The organism is Pantoea sp. X-Soil-ISGK-355, from assembly GCF_059730805.1.
This window is the reverse complement of record NZ_AP035971.1, coordinates 2,889,615-2,902,409: the sequence shown is the minus strand read 5'-3', so window position 1 is coordinate 2,902,409 and position 12,795 is coordinate 2,889,615. Positions and strand designations below refer to the sequence as shown.

Genomic DNA, 12,795 nt, shown 5'->3' with positions numbered 1-12,795 from the left:
GAGTCAGTCTGGTGTTCATTAGCGGCTGATATCAACTGTTCTTAAGGTTCCGAAATCATCAATATATGTCAGATAAAATTTCCCCTGGATGGACAAGCCCGCAGACTTACCTGTCGAAGCGCAACTAAAGGGTTTTGCCAGCACGGTTTCCTGCAGCAGGTTATCTTTTTTGCTGCCATTCCTGACTTTGCTTAATCCTGCCACGGTGACGTAATAGGGCGAGCTATTATTAATACAAATACCATTATTATCATGGGTCAGCTTAAGATAATCCTGTAGTTTATTTTGATCGACACTCAGATTAGCAGGGCGATAAAAAACTTTGACGCGGTTTCTGACAGCGAACTGGAGGTAGCTACCGCTTTTATCTTTCGGGTTAGGTGGGATATCAATGAAATTCAGCCAGAAGAGGCTTTCACGATCTTTTGGCAGCGAGGCTGCCAGATTGTTTTTTACTACAGTCAGAATCTGGCCATCATTGGCGCCGATGCGCACTACCGAGGGTACGACAGCCAGTGCCAGCCGGAGGTTTTCAGGCTTCGCATCAGGATTTCCGTTGTCTATCCATGACTGAACGAGATGAGCTTCTGCTGATTTATTGACGAGCTGTACGTTGACGCTTTTCTTGTCACCACTATAGATAACACGCGTATTATTCATCACCACGCTGGCGTTTGCGCTTAATGAAATAATGCACAGCAATGTGCCTAAAGAAACGAGTTTCATTTTCAGTCCTCATTTTTAGACATCCTTGTCTGAGCGAAATATCCTGTTTTACAATTAATCGTAATTGAAGGTATAAGTTGCAGTGGTCACTACTGAACCGGCTGTTACTGCTGCGCCACCGTAGTTGTAGTAGTTGGCATAGTAGTTAATAGCGCCAGAAGCTGGTGCGGTATCAAAGTTTGTACCATCTGAAGAGGTGGTTTTCAGGCCAGTGTCCAGCGCCGTGTTCAGGGTAACCAGCTGACTACCATCTTTAGTAATACCAATGCCTACACCGCTGGAGGTACCGGTTGTGTTTTTCAGGTAGGTGTTATCATCAGAAACATTTCCGCCTGAAAAGGTGATTTTCAGCGTTTGCGCTGTAGTGCTAGTGCTGTTGAAACCCGAACAGCCATCGACATTCAGCGTAAACTGTTTTGCATTCGTCGGAATGACACCGACCGTAGTTCCCATGTCGCTGCTGGTGACCGGATTTAAATCAACGGCGAAGTCACTTCCGCTGTTAGTTGTTACGTTACAGGTTGCATCAGTCACCGCACCGTAAAAGGTGATTGTGCCACCGCCGACGTCAGCGGTAGTCGAGGTGGCGAAAGCGACCTGGCAGGTCATTAACAGGGCAATTCCTGCAGTGATTTTATTAAACGCTAATTTTTTCATTTTTATAATCCTATTATTGAGTCTGATTAATGTGGCGTGCGTTGCTACATTAAAAAAGCTCTTAACGTGATGACGCAGGATTAATTACCCGGTCCTGGTTGTGTGTAATTAACAGGAAGTGGCCAGGCGCGAAAATAAATGTTTTTTCAGGACTTAACTTTTTCTCGCCTTAATAAAATTAAAGCGAAAAAATAAATAAGTTACCAGTCCGGTTTTTACAGCATCGCGTCAGGAATTAAGCTTTCCTGTTGGCGGTAAATGTAACAAAAAATCCGGTCGTGCAATATATGTTGAGGGTTATATATATTTATTCAAATGCTGATGAGAGTTAATATAAGGAAAGGATTTTGTTAGGTGCTTTCAGATTCTATTAACCTGTATTCCAGGATGGGAATATTCTGAAGATATTAAGAAGTAAATTGACAAGAGGTCAAATTAATTTACGGTTGATGAGCGCTAAATGCAAACGATAATAGCTGCTCTTGCATACTCATCTTTCCTCAGCGAACGATTTCCATCTTTTTGCCGTCAGTGTGTCACGGAGCCATGCTGCCAGAAAAACCTGCACAGCATGACTCTGATCGACTGACTGTTACTCCGCCTTTTCCTGCTCTTCGCGCTGACGGCGTTTCTCCTGCTTCCGTTTTTCCGCCTTCGCTTTCGCTACTGCCGCCTCACTCATGTCATTACGGATCTGTGCGTGGCTGATCAGCGCAAAAATCAGGGTGCCGCCGGTAATGTTGCCAAGCAGCGTCGGCAGGGCAAACGGCCACAAAAATTCATGCCAGCTGATACTGCCGTTAAACACCAGATAGAGCACTTCGACCGAGCCCACAACGATATGTGCGAGATCGCCCAGCGCAACCAGCCAGGTCATCATGACAATGACCAGCAGTTTAGCGCCGCCCGCAGAGGGGAACATCCAGACCATGGTGGCGATAATCCAGCCGGAAATCACCGCATTAGCAAACATCTCGCCAGGGGTGTGTTCCATCACCTTCATACTGATATTGGTAAAGGCCTGACGGGTGGCATCGTCAAATATCGGCATCTCATTGAACGCCAGCGCACCGAGTGCCGTACCGATTAAATTTCCGAATAAAACAATGCCCCATAACCGCAACAGCAGACCCGCATTACTCCAGGTCGGTTTGTGCATCACTGGTAACACGGCGGTAACGGTATTTTCAGTAAACAGTTGCTGGCGCGCCATAATAACGATAACAAAACCAAAGGTATAACCGAGGTTTTCCAGTAGGAATGCGCCGGGTACGCCATCCAGATGCACCTGAAATATCCCCTTCGCCATCAGCGAGGCACCCATGGATAAGCCCGCCGCAATGGCTGACCAGAGCAGCGCCACACCGTCGCGCTCCAGCTCCTTCTCCCCATCCTGGCGGATCTCTTCATGGATGGCGGCGGCGCGGGAGGGTAAAGCCTCCTCATCGACTTCGATGTCAGTGCCCTTATCCTTCTCTTCACTCTCTACGTCGTTTGGACCCTGTTCATTACCTGATGAAGGCTTCATATTTTCTCCGGGTGATAGTGCTGTCGCGTAATAAGCGTAGCCGTTTTTTATTTGCTGATAATGTAACGACCAGTGCGAATAAGCGTAACAACGTTTTTCGGAACTGCATTTTTATTCAGACTCTTTGCGATATCGCACGAATAAGCTACTGGTATCGAAACTGAGCAGTAGCTCACACTTCGGCCCACAGCAACATTGTGGTAATATCCCGGCCACTTTTAGCTGGTGCGATTCTCCCCTCGATGTTGGAAATCATTACGCTCACTTGTGCATACGACGAACGCGCGCTGTTCCGGCGGCTCTCTTTTCGTGTCTCTGCTGGTGACATTGTGCAGATTGAAGGCCCCAATGGTGCCGGAAAGACCTCGTTATTGCGCCTGCTGGCGGGTCTTAGCCGTCCGGAAGAGGGTGAAATACGCTGGCAACAGCAGCCCATCCTGCGGCAGCGCGAAGCCTGGCATCAGGCGATGCTTTATCTTGGCCACCATCCCGGTGTCAAAGGCGTGCTCACGCCGCTGGAAAATCTGCGCTTTTACCATCCCGGTTGCAGTGATGCGCAGATCTTTGCAGCACTCGAAAGTGTCGACCTTACGGGCGATGAAGAGGTGCCGGTCAGCCGCTTGTCGGCAGGTCAGCAGCGTCGGGTGGCGCTGGCGCGGCTGTGGCTCAGTCAGGCCCGCATCTGGATTCTCGACGAGCCGCTGACCGCCATCGACAAAGCGGGTATTGAAAAATTAATGGCGCAATTCGCCCGCCATGCCGATAACGGCGGTGCAGTGATCCTGACAACCCATCAGGATTTACCTGCGGATGCGGCGCGGGTGCGTAAAATTCGCCTTGGCGACGGGGAGGCAGAGTGATGCTGTTTCGCCTCATCCAGCGTGAACTGCGCATTGCCTTTCGCGGCGGTGCAGATGTGATTAATCCGCTCTGGTTTTTCCTGATTGTCATCACCCTGTTTCCCTTGGGCATCGGACCGGACCCGCAACAGCTGGCGCGCATTGCGCCGGGCGTTGCCTGGGTTGCCGCACTGCTGGCGTCGCTGCTGGCGCTGGAACGGCTGTTTCGCGATGACTTCAGTGATGGCTCGCTGGAGCAACTGGTACTGCTGCCGACGCCACTGCCGGTAACGGTCATAGGCAAAGTGGTGGCACACTGGCTGGTCACCGGCGTGCCGCTGATCATTCTGTCGCCCCTGGCCGCGCTGCTGCTGTCGCTGGACTTTAATGGCTGGCGGGCGATGGCCCTGACGCTGCTGCTCGGAACGCCAACGCTGAGTTTCCTTGGTGCGATTGGCGTGGGTCTGACGGTGGGGTTGCGACGCGGCGGTGTGCTGCTGAGCCTGCTGGTGCTGCCGCTGGCGATTCCGGTATTGATCTTCGCCAGTGCGGCGATGGAGGCGGCCAGTCAGGGATTGCCGATTGGTGGTTATCTGGCGATTCTCGGCGCGATGCTGCTGGGCAGCGCCACGCTCGCGCCCTTTGCCACGGCAGCGGCGCTACGCATTACTTTGCAGTAACCGGCTTGTATCCACCGCGCGTAAAAGACGCGGCAATACTCTTTTATCGTTAATGTGAGCATCTGATATGTGGAAAGCGTTACATCAGCTGGCCAGGCCTGAACGGCTTTATCAATTTTCGGGGCGACTGGTGCCCTGGTTTGCCGTTGCAGGGCTGGCGTCGTTGCTGCTGGGCTGGGTATGGGGATTCGGATTTGCCCCTGCTGACTATCAGCAGGGCGACAGTTTTCGCATCATGTATATCCATGTACCCGCGGCGATGTGGTCGATGGGCATCTATGCCTCAATGGCTATCGCAGCCTTTACTGGTCTGGTGTGGCAGATGAAAATGGCCGATCTGGTCTCTGCCGCCATGGCTCCGGTGGGCGCGGTTTTTACCTTTATTGCGCTGGTCACCGGGTCCGCCTGGGGCAAGCCGATGTGGGGCACCTGGTGGATCTGGGATGCGCGTCTGACCTCGGAACTGGTGCTGCTGTTCCTCTATATGGGTGTGATTGCGCTTTATCACGCTTTTGATGACCGCCGCACCGCAGGCCGGGCCGCCGGAATTCTGATTCTGGTCGGCGTGGTCAATCTGCCCATCATTCACTTCTCGGTGCAGTGGTGGAATACCCTGCATCAGGGCTCATCAGGCATTCTTCAGCAGGCAATTGCGCCGGTCATGCGCACGCCGCTGCGCTGGGCGATTCTCGGTTATCTGCTGCTGTTTATCACGCTGACGCTGATGCGGCTGCGCAACCTGATCCTGTTAACTGAACGTCATCGTCCCTGGGCGATAGATGTGGCGAAGCAGGGAGAGCAGGCATGACCCCGGCATTTACCTCCTGGTACGCCTTCTTTGCGATGGGGGGCTACGCCTTCTTCGTCTGGCTGGCGGTTATCTGCACGCTGCTTCCGCTTATCGGCCTGACGCTGCATACCCTGTTGCTGCGACGTCGCCTGCTGGCTGAGATTCGCCAGCGCGAGGCGCGGGAACGCCGCATCCGGGCGGCGAAAACGAAAAAAGCCGCGGCTGAAGCGGCAGGAGAGACATTGTGAATATCCGTCGACGCAACCGTCTCTATGCGGCAGTAGCGATCCTGCTCGGCCTCGGCCTGGCCACCGCGCTGGTCATGTATGCGCTACGCTCAAACATCGATCTGTTCTATACCCCGGGTGAAATCCTCTACGGCAAAGGCGAGGCGCACGAGAAGCCGGAAGCGGGTCAGCGGTTGCGCGTCGGTGGCATGGTCATGCCCGGCAGCGTCCGGCGCGATCCCAATACCCTGGCGGTATCGTTCAAACTTTATGATGCGCGCGGTGTGGTCAGCGTCAGTTTTGAAGGCATCCTGCCGGATCTGTTCCGGGAAGGGCAGGGCGTTGTCGCACAGGGCGTGCTGGCGGCGGGCAACCAGGTGATCGCCAAAGAAGTGCTGGCGAAACATGATGAGAAATACACGCCGCCGGAGATTGAAGACGCCATGAAAAGTAATCACATCGGCCCGCAGTCGTTATATCAGGCGGGAAATAAATCCTCATGATGCCTGAAATCGGAACCTTTCTGCTCTGCCTGGCGCTGGGGCTTTCGCTGCTGCTGAGCAGTTATCCGCTGTGGGGCGCGGTGCGCCAGGATGCCCGCCTGATGGCAATGGCGCGTCCGCTGGCCTGCGGCCTGTTTGTCTGCATCGCGGCGGCGTTTGCGCTGCTGGTCTGGGCCTTCATCAGCAACGACTTTACCGTTGCCTATGTCGTCACGAACTCCAACAGTCTGCTGCCGGTCTACTACCGCATCGCCGCCACCTGGGGCGCGCACGAAGGTTCACTGCTGCTGTGGGTGCTGCTGCTCAGCACCTGGACACTGGCGGTGGCGATCTTCAGCCGCGGGATGCCGCAGGATGCGCTTGCGCGCGTGCTGGCGGTCATGGGAATGATTAACCTCGGCTTCCTGCTGTTTATCCTGCTGACCTCCAATCCGTTTAGCCGCACGCTGCCGGACTTTCCGATAGACGGGCATGATCTGAATCCGATGCTGCAGGATATCGGTCTCATTTTCCATCCGCCGCTGCTCTATATGGGCTACGTCGGCTTCTCGGTGGCGTTTGCCTTTGCCATCGCCTCACTGATGGCCGGACGGCTCGATACCGCGTGGGCGCGCTGGTCGCGTCCCTGGACGACGGCGGCCTGGATCTTTCTGACGATTGGTATCGTCCTTGGCTCGGCCTGGGCCTATTACGAACTGGGCTGGGGCGGCTGGTGGTTCTGGGACCCGGTTGAAAATGCCTCATTTATGCCGTGGCTGGCGGGCACGGCCCTGATGCACTCGCTGGCAGTCACCGAAAAGCGCGGCACCTTTAAAGCCTGGACCGTGCTGCTGGCGATTACGGCGTTTTCGCTTAGCCTGCTGGGGACATTCCTGGTACGATCCGGCGTGCTGGTGTCAGTGCATTCTTTTGCCTCCGATCCGGCGCGCGGGATGTTCATCCTTGCGTTTCTGGTGATCGTTATCGGCAGTTCACTGCTGCTCTACGCCATTAAAGGCGGGCAGGTGCGTGGCCGGGTTCAGAATGAAACCTGGTCGCGGGAATCGTTCCTGCTGGGTAATAACGTGCTGCTGATTGCCGCGATGCTGGTGGTGCTGCTTGGCACGCTATTGCCACTGGTGCACAAGCAACTGGGGCTGGGCAGCATTTCGGTCGGTGAACCCTTCTTCAACACGATGTTCAGCTGGCTGATGGCACCGTTTGCTTTGCTGATGGGGATCGGCCCGCTGGTGCGCTGGCGTCGCGATGAACCGCAGAAGCTGGCAAAACGGCTGGCGCTGGCGCTGATTGTCACTCTGGCCTGTTCCATGATCGTTCCCTGGTGGCTGCAGGATCGCATCGAAGCGATGACGGTGGTGGGTCTGCTGATGTCGCTCTGGATTATCGTGCTGACGCTGCTGGAACTGCATGAGCGCGCCACCCATCGTCATCCGTTCTTTGTGGGTTTACGTCACCTGTCACGCAGCCACTGGGGCATGGTGCTGGGCCATCTTGGCGTGGGTGTGACGGTGATTGGCATTGCCTTCAGTACGCAGTACAGCGTGGAACGCGACGTGCGGATGAAAGCGGGTGATAGCGTCGATATTCATCATTATCACTTTGTCTTCCGTGGCGTGCAGAATCTGCAGGGGCCTAACTACAGTGGCGGCATGGGCATTATTGATGTCACACGCAATGGCAAACATGAAGCGACGCTGCAGGCGGAAAAACGCTTTTATACCGCCGCCCGCACCATGATGACCGAAGCGGCGATTGATGGCGGTTTCAGCCGCGACCTTTACGCGGCGCTGGGAGAGGAGCTGGAGGATGGCGGCTGGGCCGTACGCATCTACTACAAACCCTTTGTCCGCTGGATCTGGTTCGGTGGTGCGCTGATGGCGCTGGGTGGGCTGTTCTGCCTGTTTGATCCCCGTTACCGTTCGCGCAAAAAAGCGGGCCCGGAGGCACGGACATGAACAAGAAAATCCTGTTTATTCCCTTGATGCTGTTTCTGCTGCTGGCGGCCGCGCTGCTGTGGCAGCTGACGCGTAATGCCGATGGTGACGATCCGACCCGTCTTGAATCGGCTCTGATTGGCAAACCGGTGCCGCTGTTCCGGCTGGAAGCACTGGATCAGCCGGGCAAAACGTACGATCAGCGCGTGCTGACGGATGGCAAACCGATATTGCTCAACGTCTGGGCGACCTGGTGTCCGACCTGCCGCGCTGAGCATCACTATCTGAATACGCTGGCGGAGCAGGGCATTCGTGTCGTCGGGTTGAACTATAAAGACGATCGTCAGAAGGCGGTTAACTGGCTGAATACGCTGGGCAATCCCTATGCGCTAAGTCTCTACGACGGCAACGGCATGCTGGGGCTGGATCTCGGCGTCTATGGCGCGCCGGAGACCTTCCTGATCGACGGTAAAGGGATCATCCGTTATCGCCACGCGGGCGATCTCAATGCGCGCGTCTGGGAGCAGGAAGTGAAACCCTTGTGGATAAAATACAGTGCGGAGGCGGGATCATGAAAATGCTGTTTCTGCTCTGCGGCCTGCTGTTCAGCATCAACCTGTGGGCAAGCATCGACACGCTGCAATTTGACTCGGAGGCTCAGGAAGAGCAATACCGCGATCTGACCGCGTCACTGCGCTGTCCGAAATGCCAGAATAACAGCATTGCCGACTCGAACGCGATGATTGCCGCCGACATGCGACTGAAAGTCTATCAATTGATGAAGCAGGGCCAGAGTCGCCAGCAGATTATCGACTACATGGTGGCGCGTTACGGCAACTTCGTCAGCTATTCGCCACCGGTCACGCCTTCTACCCTGATTCTGTGGGCGGGTCCCACGCTGTTTGTGCTACTGGGTGGCGCCGTGATCATTCTGCGCAGTCGTCAGCGCAAAACCCGCAGTGAACTGGATGAATATGAGCAACAGCGTCTTAATGCGCTACTGAAGTCAGACAGGAAGCCGTAATGAGTGCATTCTGGATTACCCTTTTTTTGTTGCTACTGGCAGCCTGCACGCTGTTTCTGGCGGCAGGCTGGCGGCAACGTCAGGCGAGCGCCGGCGATCGCGATCGCCTTAATCAGCGTTTCTATCATCAGCGTATAGATGAGCTGGCGCAGGATGAAGCGCAGGGCGTCGTTGCTGAGCGTCCGCTAATGGAGCGGGAGCTACAGCAGGCACTCCTGGCGGATATTCCGCCAGCACAGACGCTGCGGTCACACAGCAGCCGCCGCTGGATTCTGCTGCCAGGTTTGATCGTACTGGTTGCGGTTTCGCTGGGGACTTATCTGAAAACCGGCGGACTGGCACAATACACCGGCTGGATGCAGGTGCAGCAGGCGTATCCTGAGCTGCGCGCCCGTCTGATGGACCCCGGCGCAAAATCGCTAAGCATGGAGGAGCTGGCGCGTTTACAGCTCGGATTGCGTACCGCGTTGCAAACCGAACCGGATAATCTGGCCGACTGGACAATGCTGGGACGGCTCGGCATGGTGCTGAATAATGCGGAGATTGCCAGCCAGGCCTTTGAGCATGCACTACAGCTGGCCCCCAACGATCTGGCGCTGAAGCAGGATTATGCAGAGGTGCTGACAAGATCCGCCGATCCGCAGGATAACCGTCAGGCGTCACTGCTGCTGCAATCCTTGCTTAAAGCTGATCCGCAAAACCTGCGGACGCTGAGCCTGCTGGCGTATAACGCTTACGGTCAGCAACAGTATGATCAGGCTATTGATGCATGGCAGACTCTGCTGGGTCTGTTGCCTGCCGGTGATTCGCGACACGCGATGATCGCCCGCAGCATTGAAAAGGCCCGAAGCGACGCCGGGCAGCAGAGTCGTCAGCTGGCGCTGACAGTGACGCTGACCCCAGAGGCAGAAAAAATGTTACCGCAGGACGGAGTGTTGTATATTTCGGTTTCTGACGGGGATTCACCGGTACCGGTGGCGGTTAAGCGTATGCCACTCAGCCACTTCCCGCTGACGCTGACGCTGGATGACAGCAATGCCATGATGCCGAATCGCCTGCTTTCGGCGCAGCATCAGGTTGAGGTTCGGGTGCGGATTTCCCGCGATGGCAGCGCCAATCCGCAGCCAGGCGACTGGCTGGGTCTGAGCGCGGTGACGCCCTGGGATGGGCATCAGCCGATCGCGGTGGAGATCAATAAGCAGCTACCCTGAACGTCAAAATGATAACGTTAGAAATGATGCGTGCCATTGCCTGCTGCCTCTGGCACAAAGTCAGCTATGCTCATCGGATAAGCCGATACGACAGGGCTGTGACCTGAACGATGGGCTGACCTTTTTCATCCGCACAGGGAGATTGGAATGAATTATCGCCTGACCAGCCTGGCTGTCGCCAGCGTCCTTCTGGTGGGTTGTGCCAGTTCAAAGCCAGCGAATAGCGATCCTGCGCAGCGCAGCGATCCATTTGAAGGCTTTAACCGCACGATGTTTAACTTTAACTACAACGTGCTGGATCCGTACGTGCTTCGTCCGGTCGCTGTGGCCTGGCGTGATTATGTGCCGGTCCCGGCACGTACCGGGCTGAGCAATTTCCTCGGCAACCTGGAAGAGCCAGCCAGTATGGTCAACGCCATTCTGGTCGGTAACGGACGTGATGCGGGTATTCACTTTACCCGTTTCTTCCTGAACAGCGTGCTGGGACTGGGCGGTTTCATTGACGTTGCCGGCAAGGCGAACCCGGAACTGGCGCGTGAAGAGCCGCACCGTTTCGGTACCACGCTTGGTCACTATGGCGTCGGCTACGGGCCTTATGTTGAGCTGCCTGCTTACGGCAGCTTCACGGTGCGTCAGGATGGCGGCGACTACGTTGATACGCTTTATCCGATCCTCGGCTGGCTGACCTGGCCAATGTCGATTGGTAAATGGACGCTTGAAGGGATTGAGACCCGCGCGCAGCTGCTGGACTCTGATGCAATCCTGAAACAGCAGAGCGATCCGTACGCCTTTATCCGTAACGCGTACTTCCAGCGTCACGACTTCCTGGCACGTGGCGGCAAGCTCAAGCCGGAAGATAATCCTAACGCAGCCGCGATTCAGGATGACCTGAAGGATATTGACGCCGAGTAATCGCCCGCGCTGAGCAGCCAGGGATGGCGGTTTTGCGTCTTTGTGCAAGGCGTATGCTCCCTGAACCATTAAGCGATCCACGTCCATAAAAAAGGGCGACTCACCAGAGTCGCCCTTTATGATCGTACCATCCAGTCAGAACTTGTAATTAAAGTTCGCACCGTAGAGCCAGGCTTTACCTTCAGAGGTAAAGGTATAAGGCCCTTCTTTCACCGTCACTTTCTGTCCGTGCATATAAGAGATGCCTAAATCAACCGAGGCATCATCGTTAAAGGCATAAGACGTACCCGCACTCAGCCATAAACGATCCTGGTCCGGAATAGAGATAGAGCGCTTATCGGCCGGAACCGGGCTGTCATCAAACGCAATACCGGTGCGGAACGTCCAGTTCTTGTCGTAGGAATAGGTTGTGCCCAGTGCAATGCGGTAGGCATCGTGGAAGCTTTCATCTTTATAGAACAGCGTCTGGCCGTTAGAACCGGTGGCTTTCAGCTCCTGGAACTGGCTCCAGCTGGTGTACGCCATGCTGTAGTGAACCGCCCACTGCGGTGCCACTTTATGCCAGCCCGATACTTCCCACATCTCTGGCAGATTCAGGGTTAACGCGCCAGGAACGGTGGTACCATTGGTGCCAAACGGCACACCTGACACTTCCGGATTATTCACTGCATTCAGTCGGGAAGAGAGGCTGCTTTTGTAATCGCCATCGAAGTCGACTTTCACTTCTGAACGATAGGTAAAGCCGAAGCGGTTATTCTCATCCACTTCATACAGGACACCGGCGTTCCAGCCATATCCCCACTCATCGCCTTTCAGATGGGCAACCTGCGTATCAGCCGGAACGCCCAGTCTTGCGCCTGACTCACCGGCATAGCGTTCAATTTTGGCTTTGGCATAAACCGCATCAAAACCGACGCCAAAACTAAAATGTTCATTTAAACGGTACGCGGTGCTGAGATTAAAATTGCCGGTCACCAGATCGGTTTTACCGCCGTAACCCCCCGCGGTGTAGCCATTATTAAACTCTGTTGCTAAGCCATAGTTAGAGGTTGCAGACGCGCCGATCCACCACTGATCGTTGATGGGCTGGACATAATGAATATTGGGAACCCACTGATTCGGGGCAATATTATTAGCATCCAGGCTGCGTCCGCTGGGACTGCGACCACTAATATTGACATCTGGCGCAATATAGACCGCACCGAGTGAAAATTCCGGACGATCCATTAATGCCATCGTCGCCGGGTTACGGCTGGCTGATGCCGCCGTATCGCCCATTGCCCCTTCGCCTGAATATGCGCGACCTAAACCAATCGTAGAAAACTCATTTAACTGAAACCCAGCTGCGTAAACGTGTGAAGAGACAAGCGCCACTGCAGCCGCCACGGCTGACTTTGCAAACAGGTTTTTATGGTTCATGACCACAACCTCATGTGAATTATTATTTAACGCTATAACGTCGCGTAACAAAGGACGGCGGATTGTAGGGACTGATGTAAAACGCACATATCAGACCAGTGCGGAGAGTATAGGTCCGACCTGTGTGCATGTTGCAATATTGTTTTTAAAATATTTCAGGTTTGATCGTTTAAAATTCGATCTGCATAACAAAACAGCCCTGATTCTGCACAGCATACCGATTCCAGTTTGTTCTGGATCAATTTTTATTGTGATATTCGTCACTTAGCGCCATGTACATGGCGCATCTTTACGCGAGCAGGTAAAATTTCGGCCATAAAATCGCTCAACCCACCAGATCGCTGG

General features: G+C 54.7%; 14 protein-coding genes. 10 read left to right on the top strand and 4 right to left on the bottom strand.

Annotated features, from left to right (window positions below):
- Positions 1-18: 18 nt before the first annotated feature.
- From AC6I8J_RS13265 to AC6I8J_RS13255, 3 genes are all read right to left on the bottom strand, one after another.
- On the bottom strand, positions 19-726 hold the full coding sequence (locus AC6I8J_RS13265) for a fimbrial biogenesis chaperone (protein ID WP_161733456.1): 708 nt from the start codon (positions 724-726) through the stop codon (positions 19-21).
- Between the two features lie 54 nt (positions 727-780).
- Positions 781-1,383, bottom strand: coding sequence for a fimbrial protein (locus AC6I8J_RS13260; protein WP_161733454.1), 603 nt, complete (start codon positions 1,381-1,383; stop codon positions 781-783).
- Between the two features lie 592 nt (positions 1,384-1,975).
- Complete coding sequence (locus AC6I8J_RS13255) at positions 1,976-2,911, bottom strand: formate/nitrite transporter family protein (protein ID WP_285088269.1); 936 nt, start codon at positions 2,909-2,911, stop codon at positions 1,976-1,978.
- A gap of 242 nt (positions 2,912-3,153) precedes the next feature.
- Between AC6I8J_RS13255 and ccmA the strand changes: the two genes are divergently transcribed.
- The 10 genes from ccmA (at position 3,154) to mlaA (ending at position 11,031) form a co-directional block, all read left to right on the top strand.
- On the top strand, positions 3,154-3,771 hold the full coding sequence (gene ccmA / locus AC6I8J_RS13250; RefSeq protein WP_285088270.1) for a cytochrome c biogenesis heme-transporting ATPase CcmA: 618 nt from the start codon (positions 3,154-3,156) through the stop codon (positions 3,769-3,771).
- Positions 3,771-4,430, top strand: coding sequence for a heme exporter protein CcmB (gene ccmB / locus AC6I8J_RS13245; RefSeq protein WP_285088271.1), 660 nt, complete (start codon positions 3,771-3,773; stop codon positions 4,428-4,430). The genes ccmA and ccmB overlap by 1 nt, the downstream gene beginning before the upstream one ends.
- Before the next feature lie 67 nt (positions 4,431-4,497).
- A complete protein-coding gene (locus AC6I8J_RS13240; protein ID WP_161733446.1) occupies positions 4,498-5,238 on the top strand; it encodes a heme ABC transporter permease in 741 nt (246 codons plus the stop codon).
- Complete coding sequence (gene ccmD / locus AC6I8J_RS13235; RefSeq protein WP_161733444.1) at positions 5,235-5,468, top strand: heme exporter protein CcmD; 234 nt, start codon at positions 5,235-5,237, stop codon at positions 5,466-5,468. The genes AC6I8J_RS13240 and ccmD overlap by 4 nt, the downstream gene beginning before the upstream one ends.
- The gene (gene ccmE / locus AC6I8J_RS13230) at positions 5,465-5,950 is read left to right on the top strand and encodes a cytochrome c maturation protein CcmE (protein WP_161733442.1); all 486 of its coding nucleotides are present in this window, start codon (positions 5,465-5,467) and stop codon (positions 5,948-5,950) included. Before ccmD ends, ccmE begins: the two co-directional genes overlap by 4 nt.
- Positions 5,947-7,905, top strand: a complete 1,959-nt coding sequence (locus AC6I8J_RS13225; protein ID WP_161733440.1) for a heme lyase CcmF/NrfE family subunit — start codon at positions 5,947-5,949, stop codon at positions 7,903-7,905. Before ccmE ends, AC6I8J_RS13225 begins: the two co-directional genes overlap by 4 nt.
- Complete coding sequence (locus AC6I8J_RS13220) at positions 7,902-8,459, top strand: DsbE family thiol:disulfide interchange protein (RefSeq protein WP_161733438.1); 558 nt, start codon at positions 7,902-7,904, stop codon at positions 8,457-8,459. Before AC6I8J_RS13225 ends, AC6I8J_RS13220 begins: the two co-directional genes overlap by 4 nt.
- Positions 8,456-8,908: a cytochrome c-type biogenesis protein gene (locus AC6I8J_RS13215; protein WP_285088272.1), complete on the top strand. Its 453-nt coding sequence runs from the start codon at positions 8,456-8,458 to the stop codon at positions 8,906-8,908. Before AC6I8J_RS13220 ends, AC6I8J_RS13215 begins: the two co-directional genes overlap by 4 nt.
- Positions 8,908-10,119: a c-type cytochrome biogenesis protein CcmI gene (ccmI, locus tag AC6I8J_RS13210; protein WP_222925177.1), complete on the top strand. Its 1,212-nt coding sequence runs from the start codon at positions 8,908-8,910 to the stop codon at positions 10,117-10,119. Before AC6I8J_RS13215 ends, ccmI begins: the two co-directional genes overlap by 1 nt.
- 147 nt (positions 10,120-10,266) lie before the next feature.
- Positions 10,267-11,031, top strand: a complete 765-nt coding sequence (gene mlaA, locus AC6I8J_RS13205) for a phospholipid-binding lipoprotein MlaA (RefSeq protein WP_137229673.1) — start codon at positions 10,267-10,269, stop codon at positions 11,029-11,031.
- Positions 11,032-11,166: 135 nt separating this feature from the next.
- Here the strand turns inward: mlaA and fadL are convergent, their stop codons facing one another.
- Positions 11,167-12,450 (bottom strand): long-chain fatty acid transporter FadL, encoded by a 1,284-nt coding sequence (gene fadL / locus AC6I8J_RS13200; RefSeq protein ID WP_161733434.1) that lies wholly within the window; start codon positions 12,448-12,450, stop codon positions 11,167-11,169.
- Positions 12,451-12,795: the final 345 nt, after the last annotated feature.

Excerpts from the sequence above, each read along its gene's own strand:
- AC6I8J_RS13265 (WP_161733456.1), bottom strand. The coding sequence starts at position 726 with ATGAAACTCGTTTCTTTAGGCACATTGCTGTGCATTATTTCATTAAGC.
- AC6I8J_RS13260 (WP_161733454.1), bottom strand. The coding sequence starts at position 1,383 with ATGAAAAAATTAGCGTTTAATAAAATCACTGCAGGAATTGCCCTGTTA.
- AC6I8J_RS13255 (WP_285088269.1), bottom strand. The coding sequence starts at position 2,911 with ATGAAGCCTTCATCAGGTAATGAACAGGGTCCAAACGACGTAGAGAGT.
- ccmA (WP_285088270.1), top strand. The coding sequence starts at position 3,154 with ATGTTGGAAATCATTACGCTCACTTGTGCATACGACGAACGCGCGCTG.
- ccmB (WP_285088271.1), top strand. The coding sequence starts at position 3,771 with ATGCTGTTTCGCCTCATCCAGCGTGAACTGCGCATTGCCTTTCGCGGC.
- AC6I8J_RS13240 (WP_161733446.1), top strand. The coding sequence starts at position 4,498 with ATGTGGAAAGCGTTACATCAGCTGGCCAGGCCTGAACGGCTTTATCAA.
- ccmD (WP_161733444.1), top strand. The coding sequence starts at position 5,235 with ATGACCCCGGCATTTACCTCCTGGTACGCCTTCTTTGCGATGGGGGGC.
- AC6I8J_RS13225 (WP_161733440.1), top strand. The coding sequence starts at position 5,947 with ATGATGCCTGAAATCGGAACCTTTCTGCTCTGCCTGGCGCTGGGGCTT.
- AC6I8J_RS13220 (WP_161733438.1), top strand. The coding sequence starts at position 7,902 with ATGAACAAGAAAATCCTGTTTATTCCCTTGATGCTGTTTCTGCTGCTG.
- AC6I8J_RS13215 (WP_285088272.1), top strand. The coding sequence starts at position 8,456 with ATGAAAATGCTGTTTCTGCTCTGCGGCCTGCTGTTCAGCATCAACCTG.
- ccmI (WP_222925177.1), top strand. The coding sequence starts at position 8,908 with ATGAGTGCATTCTGGATTACCCTTTTTTTGTTGCTACTGGCAGCCTGC.
- mlaA (WP_137229673.1), top strand. The coding sequence starts at position 10,267 with ATGAATTATCGCCTGACCAGCCTGGCTGTCGCCAGCGTCCTTCTGGTG.
- fadL (WP_161733434.1), bottom strand. The coding sequence starts at position 12,450 with ATGAACCATAAAAACCTGTTTGCAAAGTCAGCCGTGGCGGCTGCAGTG.